General features: G+C 70.8%; 16 protein-coding genes (1 of these 16 cut by a window edge). 6 read left to right on the top strand and 10 right to left on the bottom strand.

The annotated features are described in order from the left end of the window. Positions 1 to 726 carry the 5' portion of a class II aldolase/adducin family protein gene (locus ACWPN5_RS23690; RefSeq protein WP_145689567.1) on the bottom strand. 60 nt of this gene lie to the left of the window's left edge, so the window shows 726 of its 786 coding nt (coding positions 1–726); its start codon is at positions 724 to 726; the stop codon falls past the left edge of the window. Positions 727 to 891: 165 nt separating this feature from the next. Here ACWPN5_RS23690 and ACWPN5_RS23685 point away from each other — a divergent pair, with 165 nt between their 5' ends. Then, complete coding sequence (locus ACWPN5_RS23685; RefSeq protein WP_492297718.1) at positions 892 to 2,376, top strand: sigma-54-dependent transcriptional regulator; 1,485 nt, start codon at positions 892 to 894, stop codon at positions 2,374 to 2,376. A 44-nt stretch (positions 2,377 to 2,420) separates the two neighbouring features. Beyond that, on the top strand, positions 2,421 to 4,529 hold the full coding sequence (locus ACWPN5_RS23680) for a cache domain-containing protein (protein WP_492297716.1): 2,109 nt from the start codon (positions 2,421 to 2,423) through the stop codon (positions 4,527 to 4,529). Positions 4,530 to 4,551: 22 nt separating this feature from the next. Here the strand turns inward: ACWPN5_RS23680 and fdhE are convergent, their stop codons facing one another. After that, a complete protein-coding gene (fdhE, locus tag ACWPN5_RS23675) occupies positions 4,552 to 5,466 on the bottom strand; it encodes a formate dehydrogenase accessory protein FdhE (RefSeq protein ID WP_492297714.1) in 915 nt (304 codons plus the stop codon). 490 nt (positions 5,467 to 5,956) lie between these two features. On the opposite strand from fdhE, the gene fdnG reads away from it, so the two are divergent. The 4 genes from fdnG (at position 5,957) to fdhD (ending at position 11,485) form a co-directional block, all read left to right on the top strand. After that, complete coding sequence (fdnG, locus tag ACWPN5_RS23670; RefSeq protein ID WP_492297712.1) at positions 5,957 to 9,037, top strand: formate dehydrogenase-N subunit alpha; 3,081 nt, start codon at positions 5,957 to 5,959, stop codon at positions 9,035 to 9,037. Positions 9,038 to 9,040: 3 nt separating this feature from the next. Beyond that, positions 9,041 to 9,970 carry a formate dehydrogenase subunit beta gene (fdxH, locus tag ACWPN5_RS23665; RefSeq protein WP_145689562.1) on the top strand — a complete coding sequence of 310 codons (930 nt, stop codon included), beginning with the start codon at positions 9,041 to 9,043 and terminating at the stop codon, positions 9,968 to 9,970. Further along, a complete protein-coding gene (locus tag ACWPN5_RS23660) occupies positions 9,967 to 10,599 on the top strand; it encodes a formate dehydrogenase subunit gamma (protein WP_040134720.1) in 633 nt (210 codons plus the stop codon). The genes fdxH and ACWPN5_RS23660 overlap by 4 nt, the downstream gene beginning before the upstream one ends. Before the next feature lie 67 nt (positions 10,600 to 10,666). Then, the gene (gene fdhD / locus ACWPN5_RS23655) at positions 10,667 to 11,485 is read left to right on the top strand and encodes a formate dehydrogenase accessory sulfurtransferase FdhD (RefSeq protein ID WP_492297710.1); all 819 of its coding nucleotides are present in this window, start codon (positions 10,667 to 10,669) and stop codon (positions 11,483 to 11,485) included. Between the two features lie 37 nt (positions 11,486 to 11,522). Here fdhD and ACWPN5_RS23650 read toward each other — a convergent pair whose 3' ends face one another. From ACWPN5_RS23650 to ACWPN5_RS23615, 8 genes are all read right to left on the bottom strand, one after another. Beyond that, positions 11,523 to 13,118, bottom strand: coding sequence for a hybrid sensor histidine kinase/response regulator (locus tag ACWPN5_RS23650; protein ID WP_145689557.1), 1,596 nt, complete (start codon positions 13,116 to 13,118; stop codon positions 11,523 to 11,525). Positions 13,119 to 13,207: 89 nt separating this feature from the next. Further along, a complete protein-coding gene (locus tag ACWPN5_RS23645; protein ID WP_145689555.1) occupies positions 13,208 to 14,008 on the bottom strand; it encodes a response regulator in 801 nt (266 codons plus the stop codon). Further along, entirely contained in the window at positions 14,005 to 15,105 is a 1,101-nt protein-coding gene (locus ACWPN5_RS23640; protein ID WP_492297707.1) for a chemotaxis protein CheB, read from the bottom strand. Before ACWPN5_RS23640 ends, ACWPN5_RS23645 begins: the two co-directional genes overlap by 4 nt. Then, positions 15,102 to 17,345 carry a hybrid sensor histidine kinase/response regulator gene (locus ACWPN5_RS23635; RefSeq protein ID WP_492297705.1) on the bottom strand — a complete coding sequence of 748 codons (2,244 nt, stop codon included), beginning with the start codon at positions 17,343 to 17,345 and terminating at the stop codon, positions 15,102 to 15,104. Before ACWPN5_RS23635 ends, ACWPN5_RS23640 begins: the two co-directional genes overlap by 4 nt. 61 nt (positions 17,346 to 17,406) lie before the next feature. Continuing rightward, complete coding sequence (locus ACWPN5_RS23630) at positions 17,407 to 19,086, bottom strand: methyl-accepting chemotaxis protein (protein WP_200479928.1); 1,680 nt, start codon at positions 19,084 to 19,086, stop codon at positions 17,407 to 17,409. Next, on the bottom strand, positions 19,083 to 19,706 hold the full coding sequence (locus tag ACWPN5_RS23625) for a chemotaxis protein CheW (protein WP_145689547.1): 624 nt from the start codon (positions 19,704 to 19,706) through the stop codon (positions 19,083 to 19,085). Before ACWPN5_RS23625 ends, ACWPN5_RS23630 begins: the two co-directional genes overlap by 4 nt. Next, complete coding sequence (locus tag ACWPN5_RS23620) at positions 19,706 to 21,175, bottom strand: CheR family methyltransferase (protein WP_145689545.1); 1,470 nt, start codon at positions 21,173 to 21,175, stop codon at positions 19,706 to 19,708. Before ACWPN5_RS23620 ends, ACWPN5_RS23625 begins: the two co-directional genes overlap by 1 nt. Next, positions 21,172 to 21,723: a chemotaxis protein CheW gene (locus ACWPN5_RS23615; RefSeq protein ID WP_492297702.1), complete on the bottom strand. Its 552-nt coding sequence runs from the start codon at positions 21,721 to 21,723 to the stop codon at positions 21,172 to 21,174. The genes ACWPN5_RS23620 and ACWPN5_RS23615 overlap by 4 nt, the downstream gene beginning before the upstream one ends. Positions 21,724 to 21,918: the final 195 nt, after the last annotated feature.

The raw sequence follows: 21,918 nt of genomic DNA, 5'->3' as shown, positions 1-21,918 counted from the left end.
TTCGCCTTCCGGCTCAGGGTCGGCGGTGAGCTGCCGGTAGGTCTTGTCGCACAGCTCCGGAGGCGGCGACACCAGTTCCGCGCCGGCCGCCTGCGCGGCGAGCTGCATCCGGCACGCCTTGTCCAGCATGTCCATCAGGCAGAACGCCTCCGCAACCGTGCGCCCGGTCACCAGACTGCCGTGGTTGTGGAGAAGCATCGCCCGGCGGGTGCCGAGATTGGCGACGAGGCGGACCTTCTCGCTGTCGGTCAGGGCCAGCCCCTCGTACCGATGGTAGGCGAGGTCGCGGTAAAAGCGCAGGGCGTGCTGGGACAGCGGGAGGAGCCCGTCCTTCAGCATCGACACCGCCACCGCCGCCTCGTTGTGAAGGTGCATGACGCAGCGCGCGTCCTCGCGCGCTGCATGGACGGCGCCATGGATGACGAAGCCGGTGGCGTTCACCGGGTGGGGGCTGTCGCCGATGATGGCGCCGTGGATGTCGATCTTGACGAGGTTGGACGCGGTCACCTCGTCGAAGGTCAGGCCGAAGGGGTTGATGAGGAAGCGCCCCGGCTCGCCCGGCACGGCCAGCGAGATGTGGGTGTAGATCAGGTCATCCCAGCCGCGTTCGGCGACCAGACGGTAGGCGGCGGCGAGATCGATACGGGCTCGCCATTCGGCGTCGCTGACGCCGGCGCCGGCGAGGCGCGGTCCGGCATGGACGAATGATCCGCTGGTGTCCGTCACGGTCGGCTCCCGGTCTGTGCGATGAGCGGGAGAGCGTCGCACGGTGCGGCGCGGTTGTCCAAGCGGGACGCTGGGACTATTCCGGATTTCGGAAATCACTGGCCCGGCTTGGTTGCGGTCTCCTAGAATGCAGGGCTTTCCGCCGCCGAGTGCACAGTGATGACCATGACCGCGCCAGTCTCCACCCCGTCCGACCGCAGCGTGCCGGAAGGGGGCCGAATGGAGGATCAGGCGAAGCCCTCCATCCTCGTGGTGGACGACGAGGAGGGCATCTGCAGCTTCCTGTCGCGCGCGCTGGAGCGGCGTGGCTGGCGGGTCGAGGTGGCGGGCAGCGCCGAGGAGGGCGCCCAGAAGCTGGAGCGCATCCACGCCGAGGTGATCATCCTCGACGTCGCCCTGCCGGGCCGCTCCGGGCTGGACTGGCTGAAAGAGCTGATGGCCGGCGGCTTTGCCGGCGAGGTGATCCTGGTCACTGCCTTCGCCGACATGGACACGGCCATCGACGCCCTGCGCTCCGGCGCCGCGGATTTCGTGCTGAAGCCCTTCCGGGTCGAGCAGATCCTGAATTCCATCGACCGCTGCGTCGAGCGCACCCGGCTGACCCGCGAGAACTACGTGCTGCGCCGGCAGTTGTCGAAGAAGGACAACGGGCGCGACGAGATCGTCGGGCGGTCGGATGCCATGATGCGGCTGCGCTCGCTGGTGCAGCGGGTGGCGCCGACCCCGTCCACCGTGCTGATCCAGGGCGAGTCCGGCGTGGGCAAGGAGCTGGTCGCCCGCGCGCTGCACGACCTGTCGCCGCGCGCCGACCGGCCCTTCGTGGCGGTGAATTGTGCGGCGATCTCCGCCGACCTGATCGAGGCGGAGCTGTTCGGCCACGCCCGCGGCGCCTTCACCGGGGCCAAGGACGCGCGCAAGGGGCTGTTCTACTACGCCCACGGCGGCACGCTGTTCCTGGACGAGATCGGCGAGCTGTCGCTGACCCTGCAATCCAAGCTGCTGCGCGTTCTGGAGGAGCGGCGCATCCGCCCGGTCGGCAGCGAGCAGGAGGTGCCGGTGGACGTCCGCGTGGTCACCGCCACCAACCGCGACTTGAAGGCAGAGGCCGCGGCGGGGCGCTTCCGTCCGGACCTGTTCTACCGGCTGGAGGTGATGACCCTGACCATCCCGCCGCTGCGCCAGCGCGCGGTGGACGTGCCGGAGCTGGCCGCGCTGTTCATGCGCTTCCTGCCGGCGCGGCTGGCCGTGCCGCCGCTGACCCTGACGCCGGAGGTGACGCGGGCGCTGATGTGCCATTCCTGGCCCGGCAACGTGCGCGAGCTGCGCAACTTCGTGGAGCGGTCGCTGCTGCTCGGCGAATTTCCGCTCGACGATCTCGACACCGCCAACGCCGCGGCGGTCGAGGCGGGCCTGGCCGCGGACCCCAGCCTGTGCGCCGCCGCGGTGGCCGGCAACCCGCCCTGCGCGCCCTGTCCGGTCCGCCACGTCCGCATGGACGGCGACAGCGACGTGCTGCCGCTGGCCGAGGTGGAGAAGCGCCACATCCTGACCGTGCTGGCGCGCTGCGACGGCAGCAAGGCGCGCGCCGCCGACCTGCTGGGCGTGTCGCGCAAGACGCTGGACCGGAAATGCGTGGAATGGGGGGTGTGACGCCCCCATCTCCGGCGCCGCCCCCCAACGCGCCCCGGCCGCATATGCTGAAGCGGCTGGCGGCGGCCTACGCGGAGTCGGTGCGGCTCAAGCTGCTGGCTCTGGTGCTGGCGCCGCTGCTGGTCGGCGCGCCGGTTCTGCTGATGATCGTCTGGGCCTGGGGGACGCAGGGCTACGACCAGCTTCTGGTCAACAAGGTCAGCTCCGACCTGGGGACGGCGCGGCAGTTCTTCGACCGGGTGCAGATGTCGCTGCGCAACGGGCTGGAGGGGGTGGCGACCTCCCACCGTCTGGCCCTGGTGCTTGAGCGCGGGACGCCCGCCGATCTGCGCCGGCTGCTCGACGAGGAGGCGGAGGAGCACGGGCTGGACTATCTGCTGCTGCTCGACGCCGGGGGCATGGTGCGGGCGGGCGGGTCCTTCGCCGTCCCGGCGGACCGCAGCGGCTGGTCGGTGGTGCGCGAGGCGCTGCACGGCTACGCGCAGCACGGGCTGGAGGTCTTCGCCCCGGCGGAGCTGGAGGCGCTGAACCCGGCGCTGCGCCGGGCCGCCCACACGCCGTTGGTGCCGACCCGTGCCGCCCGGCCCGATCCGCGCAATGTCGAAAGTCAGGGCGCCGAGGATCGCGGGCTGGTGATCCAGGTCGCCATTCCCTTCGACGGGCCGGACGGCCGTCTGCTCGGGGTGCTGGAGGGCGGGGTACTGCTGAACGGCAACCAGGGCATCGTCGACCGGCTGAACACCATCGTCTATCAGGACGCCTCGCTGCCGCTGGGCAGCCAGGGCACCGCCACGTTGTTCCTCGGCGACACCCGCATCGCCACCAACGTCCGGCTGTTCGAAGGGCAGCGGGCGCTGGGTACCCGCGCGTCGCAGGCGGTGGCGGAGAAGGTGCTGGACCGCGGCGAGCCGTGGCTGGGTTCGGCCTTCGTGGTCAACGACACCTATGTGTCGGGCTACCAGCCGCTGGCCGACACCGCCGGGCGGCGGATCGGCATGCTCTATGTCGGGTTCCTGGAATCGCCGCTGCGCGACACCCTGTACAAGGCGCTGGCCGGGCTGTTCCTGCTGTTCCTGCTGGTGTCGGGGCTGGGGACGCTGGTCGGCCTGCGCGGCGCGCGGGCCATCTTCCGCCCGCTGGAGCGCATGGCCGGCGTCATCGTCCGCATTGAGAGGGGCGAGGATTCCGCGCGCATCGGCCCGACCGCCAGCCGGGACGAGCTGGGACGGCTGGCCCGCGCCTTCGACCATCTGCTGGATTCGGTGGCGGCACGGCGGTGGGAGCTTCAGCGCTCTGCCGAGGAGCTGGACCGCAAGGTGGCGCTGCGCACGGCCGCGCTGGAGGAGGCCAACGCCACCCTGCGCCGCGCCCAGCAGCAGCTGGTGATGAACGAGAAGCTGACCGCCATCGGCGAGCTGACCGCCGGGGTGGCGCACGAGATCAACAACCCGGTCGCGGTGATCCAGGGCAACCTTGACCTGCTGCGCGAGGTGCTGGGCGATGGGATCGAGCCGGTGCGCCAGGAGGTCCGGCTGATCGACGAGCAGACCCGGCGCATCCACGCCATCGTGACCAAGCTGCTGCAATTCGCCCGGCCCGGCGACTTCGCCGGCTACGCCGAGCCGACCGACGTGAACGGCGTGCTGTCCGACTGTCTGGTGCTGACCCGCCACAACCTGAACCGGGCGCGGGTCGTGGTGACTCTGAAGGCCCAGGCCGGCGGCCCGGTGGAGATGAACCGCGGCGAGCTTCAGCAGGTCCTGATCAACCTGATCGTCAACGCCATGCAGGCGATGCCGGAGGGCGGGAGCCTGACGCTGGACAGCCGCGACATCGGCCCGGACGAGCGTCTGCCGGGGGCCGAGCCGTTCGAGGGGGTGCTGGTGGGGGTCGAGGACACCGGCCACGGCATCGCGGCGGGCGATCTGGCCCGCATCTTCGACCCCTTCTTCACCACCAAGAAGCAGACCGGGACGGGGCTCGGCCTGTCGATCAGCTACGCCATCGTCCAGCGCTACGGCGGGCGGATCACGGTGGAGAGCGTTCCGGGGCGCGGCACCCGCTTCACCCTGTGGCTGCGGCGGCAGGCCGTCTATTCCGACCAGCCGACCGCGCCCTTCTTCGCCGCCCAGCGGATCACCGCGGGGGGCTGATTCCCCTTTATCCGGCGTCTCTTTACCCGGCAACCGCCAGGAACGGGTTGACGCCGATGCGGCGGTATTCCTCCTCGCCCAGCAGCAGGTCGAGCGCCAGGGTGGCGAGGTCGTCGGCCACCGGGTCGAGGCCCGGCGCCTTCTCCAGGAACAGCAGCTTCAGATAGCTGTGGCAGGCGTCGCAGGTCTCCGCGCGCACCGCGTTGTTGGCCTCCGTGCCGTCCGCCCCCTCGACGAAGCGCTGGGACACGTCCTTGCCGTCGCCGCAGGCCACGCAGGACGAGCGCACATGGTGCCAGGCGGTGTGGCAGAGCCCGCAATGGAGATAGCGCAGGCCGCCGCTTTCCATGCCGACCTGCAGCACGCCGGCGACCGGCGCGCCGCCGCAGACCGGGCAGGCGGCGGCGGTGGCGTGGGCGGTGACCGACGCCGGGTCGAGCGCCTCGGCGTGGCGCGTCCAGGCGGTCTGGAAGGCCGCGGCCAGGAAGGGTGCTGCGGCGAGGTCGCCGTCCTCCAGCGCGTCGCCGGCCCAGCGCCCGGCCAGCGCCTCCAGGGTGTCGGCGTCGGACGCGGCCAGCGCGGTCAGGGCGTCGTGCGCGCCGCCGGGCAGGGCGTCGAGCTTGGCGGCCAGGGCGCGCAGGTCGGCGGCCCACTGCTCCTCCGGCGGCAGGGTGGCGGGGGTGGCGACCACCGCCGCCTGGGCATCGGCCAGTGTGGCGACGAAGCGCAGCCAGTCGCCCATGGCGTGCCCCTCCGCCAGCGCGCGCAGGCGCGCCGCCCGCCGGGTGAAGATCGCCGCGTCGGGCAGGCGCCGCGGGGCCGGCGACTGGCCCGGCACCAGACCGGCGGCGGCCATGGCGGCGGCAGTCGCCTCGGACATCGTCGCTTCGGACATCGCCGCTTCGGAAATCGGGGCGTCGGAGGAGGAGGCGGTCATGGTGGCTTTCCCGGTCACGGATCACGAACAGTCGGAAGGGATAGCACAGCGCAAGAACGGTGCCAGGAGGGACCAATAGCCCTCTCCCCTCTGGGGAGAGGGTGGCCCGAAGGGTCGGTGAGGGGGTTGCGCATGGCGGCACGTCCGGCAGAAGCGCAACCCCCTCACCCTGACCCTCTCCCCGGAGGGGAGAGGGATTTTAGCTGCCCCCACCCTCGACAGATTGTCCTCCACACAAACGTTAGGGACATTTTGTCCATCGCCGGCCGGACAAAATGTCCCTCGGCGCGGTGCGGGCATGGCCGTTCCGTCCGTCCGCCCCAGCAAAGTCCCCGCATTCCGCCATAGGCACCGGCTGGCACGGAATCTGCCCTTTGGGGGATGCGCCACTCCGGCCGGGTCACCCCGGACGGCGCGGCGCCACCGGCTCCAGGCGCTCAAGCGCCGGGCCGGCACATCCTGACACCAGGGCCGACATCAGGGAGGTTTCATGCCCATCACACCCATGCAGGTATCACGGCGGCAGTTCTTGAAGGTCACGGCGGGCGGTCTCGCCGCCTCCAGCATGGGGGTTCTGGGCTTCCTGCCGTCCGAGGCGCTGGCCGAGGTGCGCCAGTTCCGCCTCGCCCGCGCCAAGGAGATCCGCAACACCTGCCCCTACTGCTCGGTCGGCTGCGGCCTGCTGATGTACAGCCTGGGCGACGGCGCCAAGAACGCCAAGGCCGAGATCATCCACATCGAGGGCGACCCCGACCATCCGGTCAGCCGCGGCTCGCTCTGCCCCAAGGGCGCCGGCCTGCTGGACTTCATCCACAGCCCGAACCGCCTGAAACACCCGGAGGTCCGCGAGGCCGGGTCGAACAGCTGGAAGCGCATCTCCTGGCATGAGGCGATCGAGCGCATTGCCCGCCACATCAAGGACGACCGCGACGCCAACTTCGTCACCAAGACCGCCGACGGCGTGACGGTGAACCGCTGGCTGTCCACCGCCATGCTGACCGCGTCGGCCTCGTCCAACGAGACGGGCATCCTGACGCAGAAGGTCATGCGCTCGCTGGGCATCGTCGGCACCGACGCGCAGGCCCGCGTCTGCCACGGCCCGACCGTGTCGGCGCTGGCCTCGACCTTCGGGCGCGGGGCGATGACCAACAGCTGGGTGGACATCTCCAACGCCGACTTCATCCTGATCATGGGCGGCAACCCGGCGGAGGCGCACCCGGTCGGCTTCAAGTGGGCGGTCGAGGCGAAGAAGCGCGGCGCGCGCATCGTCGTCGTCGACCCGCGCTACAACCGCTCCGCCGCGGTGGCCGACGAGTATCTGCCGATCCGCGCCGGCTCCGACATCGTGTTCCTGGGCGGCGTCATCAACTGGCTGGTCGCCAACGACAAGATCCAGTGGGACTATGTCCGCGCCTACACCAACGCCGCCTACATCGTGAAGGAAGGCTTCGGGTTCGAGGACGGGCTGTTCAGCGGCTACGACGCGGCCAAGGGCCAGTACGACCGCTCGTCCTGGAACTACGAGGTCGAGGCGGACGGGAACACGGCGAAGACCGACCCGACGCTCCAGCATCCGCGCTGCGTGTGGAACCTGATGAAGGCCCACTACGCGCGCTACACGCCGGAGCTGGTCGAGGACCTGACCGGCACGCCGAAGGACGGCTTCCTGCGCGTCTGCCAGCATCTCGGCTCCACGGCGGTGCGCGACCGGGTCGGCACGATCCTCTACGCGCTGGGCTGGACGCAGCACACGGTGGGCGCTCAGAACATCCGCACCATGGCGATGATCCAGCTCCTGCTGGGCAACATCGGTATGCCGGGCGGCGGCGTGAACGCCCTGCGCGGCCACTCCAACATCCAGGGCCTGTCCGACCTCGGCCTGCTGTCCACCAACCTGCCGGGCTATCTGACCCTGCCGTCGGAGAAGGCGCACCCGACCTTCGCCGACTACATCGCCAAGACCGCGCCGAAGGCGCAGGCGCCGGGCCAGCTCAACTTCTGGGCCAACACGCCGAAATTCTTCGTCAGCCTGCTGAAGTGGTTCTGGGGCGACAAGGCGACGGCGGAGAACAACTGGGGCTACGACTGGCTGCCCAAGTGGGACAAGATGTACGACGTGCTGCAGGTCATGGACCTGATGCACAACGGCAAGGTCAACGGCTTCATCGTCCAGGGCTTCAACCCGCTGACCTCCTTCCCCGACGCGCGCAAGACGGCGGCGGACTTCGCCAAGCTGAAATACATGGTGGTGATCGACCCGATCGCCACGGAAACCGCCTCCTTCTGGCAGAACCACGGCGAGGTCAACGAGGTCAACACCGCGTCGATCAAGACCGAGGTGTTCCGCCTGCCCTCGACCTGCTTCGCCGAGGAGGACGGCGCCATCGTCAACTCCTCGCGCTGGCTGCAGTGGCACTGGAAGGGCGCCAACCCGCCGGGCGAGGCGAAGACCGACCAGGAGATCCTGGCCGAGCTGTTCATGGCCGTCCGCACCCTCTACGCCAAGGAGGGCGGCACCGCGCCGGAGCCGATTCTCAACCTCTCCTGGCCTTACAAGAACCCGCTGGAGCCGACGCCGGAGGAGCTGGCGAAGGAGATGAACGGCCGCGCGCTGGCCGACATCCCCGACCCCAAGGACCCGGCGAAGTTCCTCGCCCGCAAGGGGGAGCAGCTTCCCAACTTCGCCCTGCTGCGCGACGACGGCACGACGATGAGCGCCTGCTGGATCTTCGCCGGCTCCTGGACGCAGGCGGGCAACCAGATGGCCCGGCGCGACAACACCGACGCCGGCCTCGGCAACACGCCGGGCTGGGCCTGGGCGTGGCCGGCCAACCGCCGCATCATCTACAACCGCGCCTCCTGCGACCCGTCGGGCAAGCCCTGGGACCCCAAGCGCACCCTGATCGCGTGGAACGGTACCGCCTGGGCTGGTGCCGACGTGCCGGACTTCAAGGTGGACTCGCCGCCGGCCGACGGGATGAACCCCTTCATCATGAACCCGGAGGGCGTCGGGCGCCTGTTCTGCACCGACAAGCTGGTGGACGGCCCCTTCCCCGAGCATTACGAGCCGATGGAAAGCCCGCTCGGCACCAACCCGCTGCACCCGAAGGTGGTCAGCAGCCCGGCGGTCCGCATCTTCAAGGCCGACCGCGAGCGGCTGGGCACCCATGACCAGTTCCCCTACGTCGGCACCACCTACCGCCTGACCGAGCATTTCCAGTTCTGGACCAAGAGCGTGCGGCTGAACGCCATCGCCCAGCCGGAGCAGTTCGTGGAGATCGGCGAGACGCTGGCGGCGGAGAAGGGCATCCAGGCCGGCGACTGGGTCCAGGTCTCCTCCAAGCGCGGCCACATCAAGGCCAAGGCGGTGGTGACCAAGCGCATCAAGGCGCTGAAGGTGGCGGGCCGCACCGTCCACCAGATCGGCATCCCCCTGCACTGGGGCTGGGAGACGGTGGCCAAGAAGGGCTTCCTGTCCAACACGCTGCCGCCCGCCGTCGGCGACTGCAACACCCAGACCCCGGAATACAAGGCGTTCCTCGTGAACGTCGAGAAGATCGGAGTGGCGTAAGTCATGGCACTGCAATCCCTCGATATCCTGCGCCGGTCCGCCACCCCGACGCCGACCCCGCAGGCGCGCAACCCGCAGGAGGTGGCGAAGCTGATCGACACCACGGTCTGCATCGGCTGCAAGGCCTGCCAGGTCGCCTGCTCGGAATGGAACGAGCTGCGTGCCGAGGTCGGCACCTGCGTCGGCGTCTACGACAACCCGACCGACCTGTCCTCGCAGGCCTGGACGGTCATGCGCTTCAACGAGGTGGAGGAGAAGGGCAAGCTGGAGTGGCTGATCCGCAAGGACGGCTGCATGCACTGCGCCGACCCCGGCTGCCTGAAGGCTTGCCCGTCGCCGGGCGCCATCGTGCAGTTCAAGAACGGCATCGTGGACTTCCACCAGGAGAACTGCATCGGCTGCGGCTATTGCATCTCCGGCTGCCCGTTCAACGTGCCGCGCCTCAGCCCGGCCGACAGCAAGGCCTACAAGTGCAACCTGTGCTCCGACCGCGTCGCGGTGGGGCAGGAGCCGGCCTGCGTCAAGACCTGCCCGACCGGGGCCATCCAGTTCGGCAGCAAGGAGGACATGATCGAGGTTGCCCAGACCCGCATCACCGACCTCCAGTCGCGCGGCTACGACCAGGCGGGCCTCTACGACCCCGCCGGGGTGGGCGGCACCCACGTCATGTACGTGCTGCACCACGCCGACAAGCCGACGCTCTACTCCGGCCTGCCGGACAACCCGTCGATCAGCGCCGTCGTCGGGGTGTGGAAGGGCATGCTGAAGCCGCTGGCGACGCTGGGCGTCGCCGCCGCCGGCCTGTTCGGCTTCTTCCATTACATCACGGTCGGCCCGAATCGCGCCGAAGACGAGGACGAGGCGGACCACGGCACGCCGCCGGCCCCGCCCGCCCAGGGCACCAAGCATAAGGAACGGGAGAACGCGCTGTGAAGACGTCGGAAAAGCTGATCCAACGCTACTGCGCCGCGGAGCGCATCAACCACTGGATCGTGGCGGTCTGCTTCGTGCTGCTGGCCATCTCCGGGCTGGCCTTCTTCTACCCGGCCTTTTTCTGGCTGACCGGCGTGTTCGGCACGCCGCAGCTCGCCCGCATCGTCCATCCCTTCGTCGGGGTGGTGATGTTCCTGGCCTTCGCCCGCCAGTTCTTCCGCTACGCCCACCACAACCTCATCAACAAGGAGGATGTGAAGTGGATGATGTCGGTGAAGGAGGTGATGAAGGGCAACGAGGTCGGCGACATCGGCCGCTACAACGGCGGCCAGAAGGGCATGTTCTGGGTCATGGTGCTGTGCATGATCCTGCTGCTGGTGTCGGGGGTGATCGCGTGGCGGCCCTATTTCGCGGGCTATTTCCCGATCCCGATCATCCGCGTGGCGCTTCTGGTCCACGCCGCCAGCGCGCTGGTGCTGATCGCCAGCATCATCGTCCATGTCTACGCCGCGCTGTGGGTGCAGGGCACGATCCGCGCCATGGTCGAGGGTGTGGTCACCCACGCCTGGGCGCGCAAGCACCATCCGCGCTGGTTCCGTCAGGTGACCGGCAAGGAAACCGGGCATTGATCGTTTGAGAGCGCTTTATAGCCCTCTCCCCGGAGGGGAGAGGGGAATTCCTAAGAAGGATACCGCCATGAGCTTCGCCACCGACGTCGCCGCGCCGTCCACCACCCACCGCATGACCGTCCTGCGGCTGGGTCCGGACGCCGCACAGCTCTGCGACGACGCGGTGGTGGAGGAGGTGCCCGTCGCAATCGCCTACAACGGCATCGTCCATGCGGTGATGCTGGCGACCCCCGACGACCTGGAGGAGTTCGGTCTCGGCTTCTCCCTGACGGAGGGGATCATCGCCGACGCGGAGGAGCTGGAAAGCCTGCGGGTGGTGGAGGGCTGCGACGGGATCGAGGTCCGCATGGAGATCCCGATGGAGCGCTTCCTGGCGCTCAAGGGCAAGCGGCGGAGCATCGCCGGGCGGTCGGGTTGCGGCGTCTGCGGGGTGGAAAGCCTCCAGGCCATCGCCCGGTCCGGCCGGCCCGTCCCTTCGGGCGGGCGGCTGTCGGTCGGTGCGGTGGAGCGCGCGCTGCCCCGCTTCGCCGAGCGGCAGACCCTGCACCGCGCCACCGGGGCGGCCCACGGCGTCGCCTGGGTGGACGCGGCGGGGGAGATCCTGGCGGTGCGCGAGGATGTCGGCCGCCACAACGCGCTGGACAAGCTGATCGGCTGGCTGGTGCGCACGGGCGTGGACCGGCGGGGCGGCTTCGTCCTGACCTCCAGCCGCGCCAGCTACGAGCTGGTGCAGAAGGCCGCCCGGCTGGGCATCAGCGGGCTGGTCGCCATCTCCGCCCCCACCGGCCTGGCGGTGCGCATGGCGGAAAGCTGCGGCGTGTCGCTGGCCGGCTTCGCCCGCGGCGACCGGCTGGTCGTCTACAGCCACGGCGACCGCTGGGTGTGAGCGGCTCCGCGACGGACGTCGCGGGGGGCGGTCGGCTTTACGCCCCCTCGCCCTTTTCCCCACCCTTGTCCCCGCCCCCGCGCAGCCGTTCCAGGACCTGCCGCAGGTCGCCGGGGTGGAGGGGTTTGTGCAGGAACGAGCAGCCGCGGCGCTGGCCTTCCAGCAGGGCGCTCTGGGCCGTCTCGCCGCTCAGCACCACGGCGGGGATCTCGCGGCCGTAGAGGCGGCGCACCCGGTCGATCACGTCGAAGCCGGACACCTTTCCGGGCAGCCGCAGGTCGGTCAGGATGACCGACGGCGCGTCGGGCAAGCCGTCCAGCACCGCGAAGACCTCCCGCATGTCGCTCGCGGCGGCGACGGTGCAGCCCCAGCTTTCCAGGATCATCTGCAGGCCGGTCAGCACCATGGCCTCGTCGTCCACGGCCAGAACGGTCATCCCGGTCAGCGGCGGAGCGCTGGCGGCGGAGGGCGGGGGAGCGGGGTGGCCGCAGGGCGGTTCGGCCGGCGGGGTCGCCGCCTCCAGCGACACGGAGAAGACCGTGCCGCGTCCAATGCGCGACCGCACCTCGACCTGCAGGCCGAGAAGCTCCGCCAGCCGGCGCACGATGGCGAGGCCGAGGCCCAGCCCGCGGTTGGGATCGCGGTTGGGGTTCTGGAGCTGGTGGAACTCGTCGAAGATCGCGGTCAACTGCTCTTCGGGGATGCCGAAGCCGGTGTCCCAGACATCGATGCGCCAGTGGTTGCCGCGCCGCCGCATGGCGAGCAGCAGCCCGCCATGCCGGGTGTATCGGATGGCGTTGGTCAGCAGGTTGCGCATCACCCGCCCGAACAGAACCGGGTCGGTTTCCACCGTGCCGGGGCACAGGCGGGCGCGCAGGCGCAGGCCCTTCTCCTCGCTCTGCGGCCGGAACTCCTGGACGAGCTGGCCCAGAAGCTCGTCCAGGGCGACCGGCTGCGGGTCCGGGGTCACCGTGCCGGCGTCCAGCGTGGAGATGTCGAGCAGAGCGTTCAGCAGCCGCTCGCCCGCCGTCATGGCGTTGCCCAGCATCTCCGCCGTGCTCAGCGCCTTCTCGTCGCTGATCTGGCTGCACAGCGCGTCGAGGAACAGGCGCATCGCCTGGAAGGGCTGGCGCAGGTCGTGGCTGGCCGAGGCCAGGAAGCGGGAACGCGCGGCGGTCGTCCGCTCGATCTCCGAGCGCATCGCCCGTTCCATCCGGGCGACGACGCGGTCGTCGGGCGCCGCCTGCCTGGCCAGGGCCAGCACGGCGACCGTCCGCCCGTCCTCGGTCAGCGGCACGCCCTCGAACGCGGCGGGGTCAGCGTCGCCCACGGGCAGAAGCTCGATGCCGACCGGTTCCTCGGTGTCGTCGGAGAACAACGGATCGACGGCGCCCAGCACCGCCGGCCAGACCGGTCCAAACCAGGCCGGGGCCGGCTGCCCGCCCGCCATCGGCTCCTTGCCGAGCAGCGCGCACAGCGCGTCGTTGGCGAAGAGCGTGGCGGCGTGCGGTGGTCCGCTCAGCACGAAGGCCGGCAGAGCGGCGGCGCGGCAGACGCGCAGCGCGTTCGCGACGCACTCCGTCTCCGCGGGCGCGGCGTCGATGCTGGTCCTGTTGCTGTGCCGAGGCGTCACGTCGGTCTCTCTAACCGCTGGAGCTGAAGGTGAAGCACCTTAACCTTTGGTGCTCTGGGGATGAAAGCGCCTGAAAGCCCTATAGACGCCTATGCGGAAGGCATTGGTGGGGAAAGGCGGGCAAGGTGGTCCTCCACCATGTATTTGCGGCGGAGCAGGGCCATCAGGCGGATCTTCAGGATGTCCATCGGCTGCGACTTGCCGACGAAGTCGTCCGCGCCGGCGGTCAGGCTGGCGGTCAGGCGGTCGTCGCCCTCCTGGCTGGTCAGGATGACGATCTGGAAGAACAGGCCGCGGCGCCGCCGGAAGCGGTCGAACCGCTCGCAGAGCTGGGTGCCGCTGGTGCCGGGCATCACGAGGTCGAGGATCACGCAGTCCAGCCCGCCGTCCTCCAGCGCCGCCACCGCCTCGTCGGCGTTGCGCGCGGCGACGACGTGGCAGCCGTCCTCCTCAAGCTCGGCGCGCAGGAACTCCCGGTAGGTCGCGCTGTCGTCCACCACCAGGATGCGCGCCCGCCGCAGGATGTCGGACACGGTCGGCGGCGCGTTGCGCCGGTCGAGCAGCGCCATGGCCTGCTGCACCACGCCCTGGGAATCGGCGGGGTCCGCCCACTGCACGTCGGCGGCGGCGCCGGTCTCCGCCGCCCGCTCCGCCGAACCGAGCAGCATGGCCGGGGCCGGGCAGCGCCGCCGCAGCTCCGCGAGCGTGCGCGCGGCCTCCCCGTCGGCCTCGACCACCAGCAGGTCGAAGGGACGGCGCGCCAGTTCGGCGAGCGCGGGCTCCACCGTTTCGACGCAGCTCGCCTCGATGCCCTGCTCCTCCAGCATCAGCTTCAGGAGAAGTCCCTGCGTTTGCGAGGCGATGACGATCAGCGCCCGGGGTCCACTCATGAGGGCTCCACTCCCGTCGAAACCAGTTCCAGCAAACGGGCCGCCATCTTGTCGATGGGCAGCTCCTCGGTTACGCCTCCCAGCCGGACCGCGGTCCCCGGCATGCTGTGGATGACCGCGGTGGAGGCGTGCTCCGCGATGGTGTAGGCGCCCGCCCGGCGCATGTCGGTCAGGCCGCGCGCCCCGTCCTCCCCCATACCGGTCAGCAGCACGCCGATGGCGGCGGCGCCGAAGGCCGAGGCCAGGGAGGAGAACAGCACGTCCCCGGACGGCCTCTGGCCGCAGACCGGATCGCCGTGGACCAGCCGCATCCCGCCGGGTTCGGCGGTCAGATGAAGCTCGCCGGGGGCGACGTAGACATGGCCGGGCCGGTGCGGCCCGTCGGAGGCCAGCGCCACCGGCAGCGGCGTGACCGACCCCAGCCAGGAGGCGAAGCCGGCCACGAAGGGCGCGCCGATGTGCTGCACCACGAAGACGGGCAGGGGGAAGCTGGTCGGCAGCCCACGCAGCAGCTTCACCAGCGCCGCCGGCCCGCCCGTCGAGGCGGTGATCCCCAGCGCGCGGAACTGCCGTTTCACCACGGACGGTGGCAAGGGCGGCGGCGGGGCGGCGGCGGCACCCTTGCCGCGGCCACCGTTGCCGGGGAACTCCTCATCGCCGTTGCGCGGACGCCCGCGCTGCCGGATCACCTTCACCTGGCTCATGATGGTGAGCTGGGTGCAGAGATGCCGGGCGACGGTCTGATAATCGGCGCGGGCCATGCTGCCCGGCTTCTCCACCACCGCCAGCGCCCCGGCCTGGAGCGCCCGCATGGGGATGTCCAGGTCGCGCACGTCGGAGGCGACGACGACGATGGGCACGGGATGGTCGCGCATCAGCCGCTGCGTCACGGCGAAGCCGTCGATGCCCGGCAGGCGGATGTCCAGCGACACCACGTCCGGCCGCAGCGAGTCGACCATGCGCAGCGCCTGCTCGCCGGACGCGGCGATGCCGGCCAGCTCCAGCCGCGGGTCCTCGCCGATGACGTGGGCGAGGAGCTGCTGGACGACCGGCGAGTCCTCCACCACCAGCACGCGGATCTTGCGGGCGCCGCTCACAGCAGCCGCCGGATGCCGGCCAGAAGCTCGTTCTGGTCGAAACGGGTCTTGACGATGTAGGCGTCGGCGCCGAGGTCCAGCCCGCGCTCGCGGTCCTCGTCGCTGGCGCGCGAGGTGACCAGGATCACCGGCAGATCGGAGGTCATGGGGTTGCCCTTGACGGCCTGGAGCAGGGCGAACCCGTCCATCCTCGGCATCTCCACGTCGCTGATGATCAGGTTCACATCCTCCAGCTCGCCGAGCGTTTCGACCGCCTCGCGTCCATCCACGCACAGCGTGACCCGGTAACCATGGGCCTCCAGGATACTCTTTTCCAGGGTTCGCGTGGTGATGGAGTCGTCCACAACCAAAATGTGCGGCCGCCGCCGCGCCAACTCGTCCAGCGGACGGACCAGCGGCGGCAGAGACATGCCGGGGCGCGGCGACAGGGCGGCGGGATTCAGCACCAGGGCCGGCGATCCGTCGTCCATCAGCACGGTGCCGAGGAAGCGGGCGGCGTCGATTCCCACCTCCTCCGCCGGGGTGACCACCGAGTCGCGGGTGGCCAACAGCGCGTCGACGACCAGCGCGACCCGCCGCCCGGCGGCGCGCAGGACGACCAGCGCCAGCGGCGCCCCGTTGCCCTGCGGCATGGCGCCGTCGTAGCCGAGCAAGGCGGACAGCGGCGTCACCGGAACGTCCTCCTCGTCCAGCCGGATGGTCGGGGCGGCGAGGTCGGTGAACAGCGTGTCCGCCGGGACGCGCAGCACACGCGCCACGTCGTTGCTGGGAATCGCCAGGATGTCGTCCTGGACCGCCACGAAGACCAGCCGCTGGCTGAGCAGGCTGAGCGGCACCTCCACCGTGACGACGGTCCCGCCGCCCTCGCGCGCGGCCAGCGTCACCGAGCCCTGGAGCCGGGTGACCTCCCGCCGCACAATGGCGAGGCCCATGCCGCGCCCGGCGTATTCGTTCGCGGTGGGGGCGGTGGAGAATCCCGGCTCGAAGATCAGGTCGAGCAGCCGTTCCTCCGGCGCCGTCTCCGCCTCGTCGGCGCCCAGCAGGCCGCGCTCGACGGCGTGGCGGGCGATGGCCTCGCGGTTCGGGCCGCGCCCGTCGTCCTCGACCCGCAGCACGAGGCGGCGGCCGACCACCGAGGCTTCGAAGCGGACGGTCGCCGCGGCGCGCTTGCCCGCGACCACCCGCTCCTGCGGGGTTTCGACGCCGTGGCTGACGGCGTTGCGCGCGATGTGCAGAATGGGGTCCTTCAGCCGTTGCAGGACCACCCGGTCGGCCTGGGTTTCCAGCCCGCGGATGTCCGCCTCGACCTCCTTGCCCTGGGCGCGGCTGATGTCCCGGATCATCCGGCCGAGGTTGCTGAACTGCGACTCCGCCGGCAGCATGCGGAGCTGCCGCACCTCGTCCTGGAAGCCGCTGCCCCAACGGCGCAGCGACCAGAGATGCCGGTCATGGGCGCGGTGCGCCGCGTCCAGCGAGGCGCCGAGCGCGCGGAAGCGCCGCTCGAAGGAGGACAGGCGCAAGGCCGTCTCGTCGCCCGCGAAGGAGGTGGTTCCGGACCCCGAAACATCCTGGGAACCGCGGAGCAGGCGGGGCCGCATGGCGTGCCAGCTCCGTTCCAGGGCGCGCCATTCGCCGCGCAGCTCGCGCAGCTCGGCGACCAGGGCGGACTGGTTCTCGATCTCCGGCAGGAGGCCGGCGGCGGCGGTGAACAGCCGCTCCAGCCCGGCGCTGCGGATGCGGACCAGGGCCGCGCTTTCACCGGCATCGACGGAGCGGGCCGGGCGCGGCTTGGCGGCCGGAAAAGCGACGCCCGCCTCCGCGGCGGCGGGGCGGCGCTGGACCGGTTCCGGCCCGCCGCCTTCGCCGCCCATGCGGGTCAGCTCGGCCAGCACCTCGGCGATGTCCACCTCACCGCCGCCGCGCGTCGCCCAAGCCACCACGTCCTCGATGGCGTCCAGCGCGCGGCGCACCACGTCGCGGGCCGTCGCGTCGAAGGGCACGGCGCCGCGCTGGATGGCGATGAAGGCGGCCTCCAGCCAGTGGGACAGCCGCTCGACCTCCGGCAGGTCGACGGCGCGGGCGGCGCCCTTCAGGCTGTGGGCGCGGCGGTGGATCTCCACCAGATCGGGGTGGTGGGCCGGGTCCTTCTCGACCGCGCGCAGGGCCTCGCGGATGGCCGCGAGGTGCTCCTTGTGCTCCAGGTCGAAGGCGGCGAGCAGGCGCGTGCGAATGTCGTTCATGCCGCCCGCACCTTTCTCCCGTCCTTGTCCGTGCCCCCGCCGCCGCGTGCCGTGGCCATGATCACACGCGGTAGTTCCGCACGGCCTCGACCAGACCCTGGCCGAGATCGTTGAGGTTGGTGGCGGCTCCTTCGAGCTGGCGGGTGCCGGCGGCGGTCTGGCTGCTCGCCTCGCGGATGTTCTGAAGCGCCTGGATCACCTGCTCCAGGCCGATCTGCTGCTGGTTGGTCCCGGCGACGATCTGCTGGAAGGCGAGCACGCTCTCCTGCACGCTCTCGGCAAGGTCGCGGATCGTCGACTGGGTGGCGTCGGTCTGGCGCTTGCCGGCGCCGACGCGCTTCACCGCCTCCTCCGTCAGCATGACCGAGGCGTTGATGCCGTGCTGGATCTCGCTGAGGTTGGAACGGACCTGGGCGGTGGCCTCCTTCGACTGGTCGGCGAGGCTCTTGATCTCGCTCGCCACCACGGCGAAGGTCCGGCCGTGCTCGCCGGCGGCGGCGGCCTCGATGGCGGCGTTCAGCGCCAGCAGGTGGCAGCGCTCGGCGATGTCGTTGACGGTCAGGATGATCTCGCCGATCGCCTGGGTGCGCTCCGACAGGATGACGATGTTCTCGGCGACGGCTTCCGCCTGCTCGCGGATGGCGTCCATCGCCTGGTTGGTGTCCTCCACCGCCTTCAGGCCGGTCTCGGAGTTGGAGGCGGCAACCTGGGCGTTCTGCGCCACGTCCTGGGCGCGGCGGTTGATCTGCGCGCCGGATTCGGTGATCTCGCTGAGCGTCGCCGTCGTCTCCTCGACGGCCGCGAGCTGCTGGGCGACGCTGGCCGCCTGCTGCTGGGTCGAGGCGCGGATCTGCGCGGTCGCGGCGTGCATGCTCTCGGCGGTGGCGCGGGTGGTCCTGGCCATGCTGCGCAGGTTGCCGGTCATCTCGTTGAGGTGGGTGCCCAGTTCGGCCAGCTCGTCGTCGCCGGGCACGACCACCGTCTTGGTCAGGTCGCCCTTGCCCACCTGGGTGACGTAGCCGATGGCGGTGCCGAGCCGCTTGGTGACCGAGCTGCCGATCAGGATGGCGATGGCGACGGCCAGGGCCACCACGATGACCAGCGCCAGGATCGAGGAGCGCACCGCGTCGTCGTAGAGGGCGCGGATGTTCTGGCGCCCGGCCTCCGACAGGCGGCTGATGTCGCTGTGCAGGCTGGCGAGCTGGCCCGCCATGGCCACCCGCATCTCTTCCACCCGCGTCAGTCGGGCCAGCGCCTCCGGCTCGGACCCGGCGGCGACCCGCTCCATCAGCGCGTTGGCCTCGTCGAGCATGCGGTGCGAATACTGGTCGAAGCTGTTGATCTGGCTGACCAGCTCGCCCCAGATGCGGCGCCGGTCCTCCGTGGTGCCTTCCTCGGCCCGATCGGACGCGATGCGCTTCAGCTTGTTGACTTGGTCGAACATGATCATCGAGCCGTCGCGGTAGCGCTGGCGCAACTGTGTGATGTCCGGCGGCGCCGCGCCCTGGACCTGGGCCAGCGCGGCGGCGTGGGTCGCCGCCTCGCGGAAGCTGCGCAGGTTGCTCTCGGTCACCTCGATCTCGCGCACCGCCTCCGACACCTGGATGTCGTAAGTGGCGATGCCCATCATGACCTTCATGCCGTCCGCGAAGCGCATCATCTGGAACGCCGCCAGCAGCCCGGTCAGCAGGCAGACGACCCCGAAGCTGAGCATCAGCTTGTGCTTGACCTTCAGTTTCATTCTTCTTTCATGCTCCTCAGCGTCTCCAGGATCGCCGGCACGTCCAGCACGGCGACGCGGCTCCGGGTGATGGCGGTCACGAAGGGCCCGGCCTCGGGCGGGGCCTTCAGGCTGCTTTCCAGCTCCGTCACCGTGTCCACGGTGCGCAGGCGCAACGCCACCGGCCGCTCGCCGCCGCGCAGCACGACGGCGAAGCCGCCGCCCGCGGGAACGGCGTTGCGCCCGCACAGCCGGTCCACGTCGAACAGGCGCATCACGCGCCCGTCGATGGCGATCAGCCCCAGAAGCTCCGGCGGCGCGTGGGGCACGCGCGCGACCCGCGGCAGCGGCACGATGCGGGACAGATGGCGCAGGTCCAGCCCATACGATCCGTCCGCTCCCCGCCCGACCAGCAGGGAGACCGGGGCTTCGGCCTCCGCCGCGGCGTCGGCCTCGTCGGCGGAGGGGACGCGCGCCAGATCCTCGGCGCGGCGGCGCAGCAGAGCGTCGGCCCAGGCGCCGCCCGGCGCCGCGGCCTGCTCCGTATCCCGGCTCTGGCGGGCCAAGCGCGCGCGGACGGCGTCCCAGTCGATGCCGTCTTTCACATCGGCCGCCTCTCCGGCTCCGGTCCGGTCGTCCATCACGGCTCCTCACCCGAGAACCAGAGGTCGATCATGCTGCGCAGCTCGGCCACGGTCAGGCCGCCGCCCTCGGCCACCAGCTCCGTCGCGTCGTGGGCGGCGACGGTGGCGCGGGCGTTGCGGAAATGGCGCTGCGCCGGGGCCAGCTTGCCGCGCCGCCAGTAGGCCAGCGCCAGATGGTAGTCGGCCAGCGCGAAATCGGAATCCAGATACAGCGCCCGCTTGAAGGCGGCGATCGGGTCGCCGACGCCCAACTCCTCCTCCAGCAGCCCCAGCCGGTAGTGGACCACCGGGTCAAGGCGGTTGCGCTCGGCCAGCGCGATGCAGGCGTCCAGCGCCGCCGCCCGGTCGCCGTCGGCCACGGGAGGGTTGCCGGCAGGAGAGGGCGTCGGCTGCGGGGTGGGAAGGGGGGAGGGAGTCGGCTTCGCCGCGGTGGCGCGCAACCGCGCCGCGGGGTCCGTCGCCGTGCTCCGCTTCTTCGCGGGCTTCGTCTCGGCAGACTTTGTTTCCGCAGGCTTCGTGTCCGCGGGTTTCGGTTCGGCGAGCGTGGCGGGCGTGAAGGCGGGCAGCGCCGCCGCAGGAACCGCTGGAAGGGCCGTCGCAGGGGCGCAGCCGGGGCGCGGCTTGCGGTAGATGGTGGCGCCCGGCACCGGCACGGGGGTGAACAGGCTGTTCACCTGCTGCCCCGTCTCGGCATGGCCGACCACCAGCCAGCCGTTGGGCACCAGCACCTCGTGCAGGTTCTCCAGCAGCCGGGTGCGCGTCGGCTCGTCGAAATAGATCATGACGTTGCGACACAGCACGACGTCCAGAGCGCCCAGACCCCGCGGGTAGTTGGGCAGCGGCCCCTCCACGAGGTTGAAGACGGAGAAGCTCGTCCATTCGCGGAAGCGCGGCTTGACCGCCCACAGGTCGCCCTGCCGGTCGAAGCATTCCGCCAGGACCGCCGGGTCGAGCCCGCGCACCGCCCAGTTTCCGTAGACGCCGCGCCGCGCCGTGTCGATGAAGCTGGCGTTCAGGTCGGTGCCGACGATGCTGACCTGCCAGTCGCGGAGCTGGTCGGCGAAATGCCGCTTCAGCAGGATTTCCAGCGTGTAGGCCTCCGGCCCGATCGAGCAGCCGGCGCTCCAGATGCGCAGCAGGCGGCTCTCCCGGTTGCGGCGCAGGCATTCGGGAATGGCGACGGCGCACAGCGCCTCGAACTGCTCGGCGTAGCGGAAGAAGAAGGTTTCGCCGACCGTCAGTTCGTTGATGAGCGCCTGATACTCCGGCCCGGTCGGCCCCTCCCCGGCGAGCTGCGCCAGATAGGCGCCGAGGCCGAGGGTCGGCTTGTCCGACAGGCGGCGGTTGATGCGCTCCGCCAGGGCGGCGTCCTTGTCGGCGTAGTAGGCGAGCCCGGTCGCCCCGATGACGGCGGCCTTGATCCGGGGGAAGACGGGATCGCGCAGGATGGCGTCGATGCGGTTCATCGGGCCTCCCCGCCAATCTCGGAATTGCCGGTCTCGGAATCGGGGGCGCCGAGCCGGGCCAGACGCTCGTCGGCCATGGCCTGGAAGGCGGCGAGCAGCCGGCCCTCCGCCTCGGTCAGCAGACGGGCCGGATCGATCACCGTGGCTGTCCCGCCATCATGGGGGCCGCCGTGGGGGATGGTCGCCACGGCGCAGCCGTTGAAGGACAGGCCGGGGTCGGCCGCCGTCCGCTCCGTGTCGGAGACGGGCAGGATGTTGAACACCCGGTCGGCCAGCAGCGCCAGCGGGCGGCCGTCCCAGTCGATCAGGAACAGCGGCGCGTACAGCTCCGGCGGCGCGGCCTCGAAGCCGAACAGCAGGTCGAGGCGCAGGACCGGGACGGCGCGGCCCTGGTAGCGGAACAGGCCGGCGACCACGGCGGGCGCCGCGGGCGGGCGGTCGAGCCGGGGCAGCGGCAGGAACCGGCGCACGGAGTCCGCCGGCAAGGCCAGGGCCCTGCCGGAGACGGAAAAGATCACATACCGTGTCGCGGATGCCGTCGCAGCCATCGCGGGCGCACACCTTCCTACGTCAGTTGTCGGGTCCGAAACACGCGGCCGGACCCAGGACCCTTAATTATTGGGCGGCGCCGGGGGGCTTGAAACCGGCGCAGAACATGCCGCATCGCACCTGGGATGGAAATACCACCAAAGGCAAAAGCCTCAGCCCAAGGTAGCGGTATGACGCCGGTCATACCATGGCTG

The sequence above is a fragment of the Azospirillum sp. UENF 211521 genome, from assembly GCF_058780535.1.
Note: the sequence above shows the minus strand (reverse complement) of the source record. Positions and strands in the feature narration are given on the sequence as shown.

What these genes read in the sequence shown, in the direction of transcription:
- ACWPN5_RS23680 (WP_492297716.1), top strand. Translation starts at nt 2,421, where the DNA reads ATGCTGAAGCGGCTGGCGGCGGCCTACGCGGAGTCGGTGCGGCTCAAG.
- fdxH (WP_145689562.1), top strand. Translation starts at nt 9,041, where the DNA reads ATGGCACTGCAATCCCTCGATATCCTGCGCCGGTCCGCCACCCCGACG.
- fdhE (WP_492297714.1), bottom strand. Translation starts at nt 5,466, where the DNA reads ATGACCGCCTCCTCCTCCGACGCCCCGATTTCCGAAGCGGCGATGTCC.
- ACWPN5_RS23620 (WP_145689545.1), bottom strand. Translation starts at nt 21,175, where the DNA reads ATGAACCGCATCGACGCCATCCTGCGCGATCCCGTCTTCCCCCGGATC.
- ACWPN5_RS23630 (WP_200479928.1), bottom strand. Translation starts at nt 19,086, where the DNA reads ATGAAACTGAAGGTCAAGCACAAGCTGATGCTCAGCTTCGGGGTCGTC.
- ACWPN5_RS23625 (WP_145689547.1), bottom strand. Translation starts at nt 19,706, where the DNA reads ATGGACGACCGGACCGGAGCCGGAGAGGCGGCCGATGTGAAAGACGGC.
- ACWPN5_RS23645 (WP_145689555.1), bottom strand. Translation starts at nt 14,008, where the DNA reads ATGAGTGGACCCCGGGCGCTGATCGTCATCGCCTCGCAAACGCAGGGA.
- ACWPN5_RS23615 (WP_492297702.1), bottom strand. Translation starts at nt 21,723, where the DNA reads ATGGCTGCGACGGCATCCGCGACACGGTATGTGATCTTTTCCGTCTCC.
- fdnG (WP_492297712.1), top strand. Translation starts at nt 5,957, where the DNA reads ATGCCCATCACACCCATGCAGGTATCACGGCGGCAGTTCTTGAAGGTC.
- ACWPN5_RS23635 (WP_492297705.1), bottom strand. Translation starts at nt 17,345, where the DNA reads ATGAACGACATTCGCACGCGCCTGCTCGCCGCCTTCGACCTGGAGCAC.
- ACWPN5_RS23685 (WP_492297718.1), top strand. Translation starts at nt 892, where the DNA reads ATGACCGCGCCAGTCTCCACCCCGTCCGACCGCAGCGTGCCGGAAGGG.
- fdhD (WP_492297710.1), top strand. Translation starts at nt 10,667, where the DNA reads ATGAGCTTCGCCACCGACGTCGCCGCGCCGTCCACCACCCACCGCATG.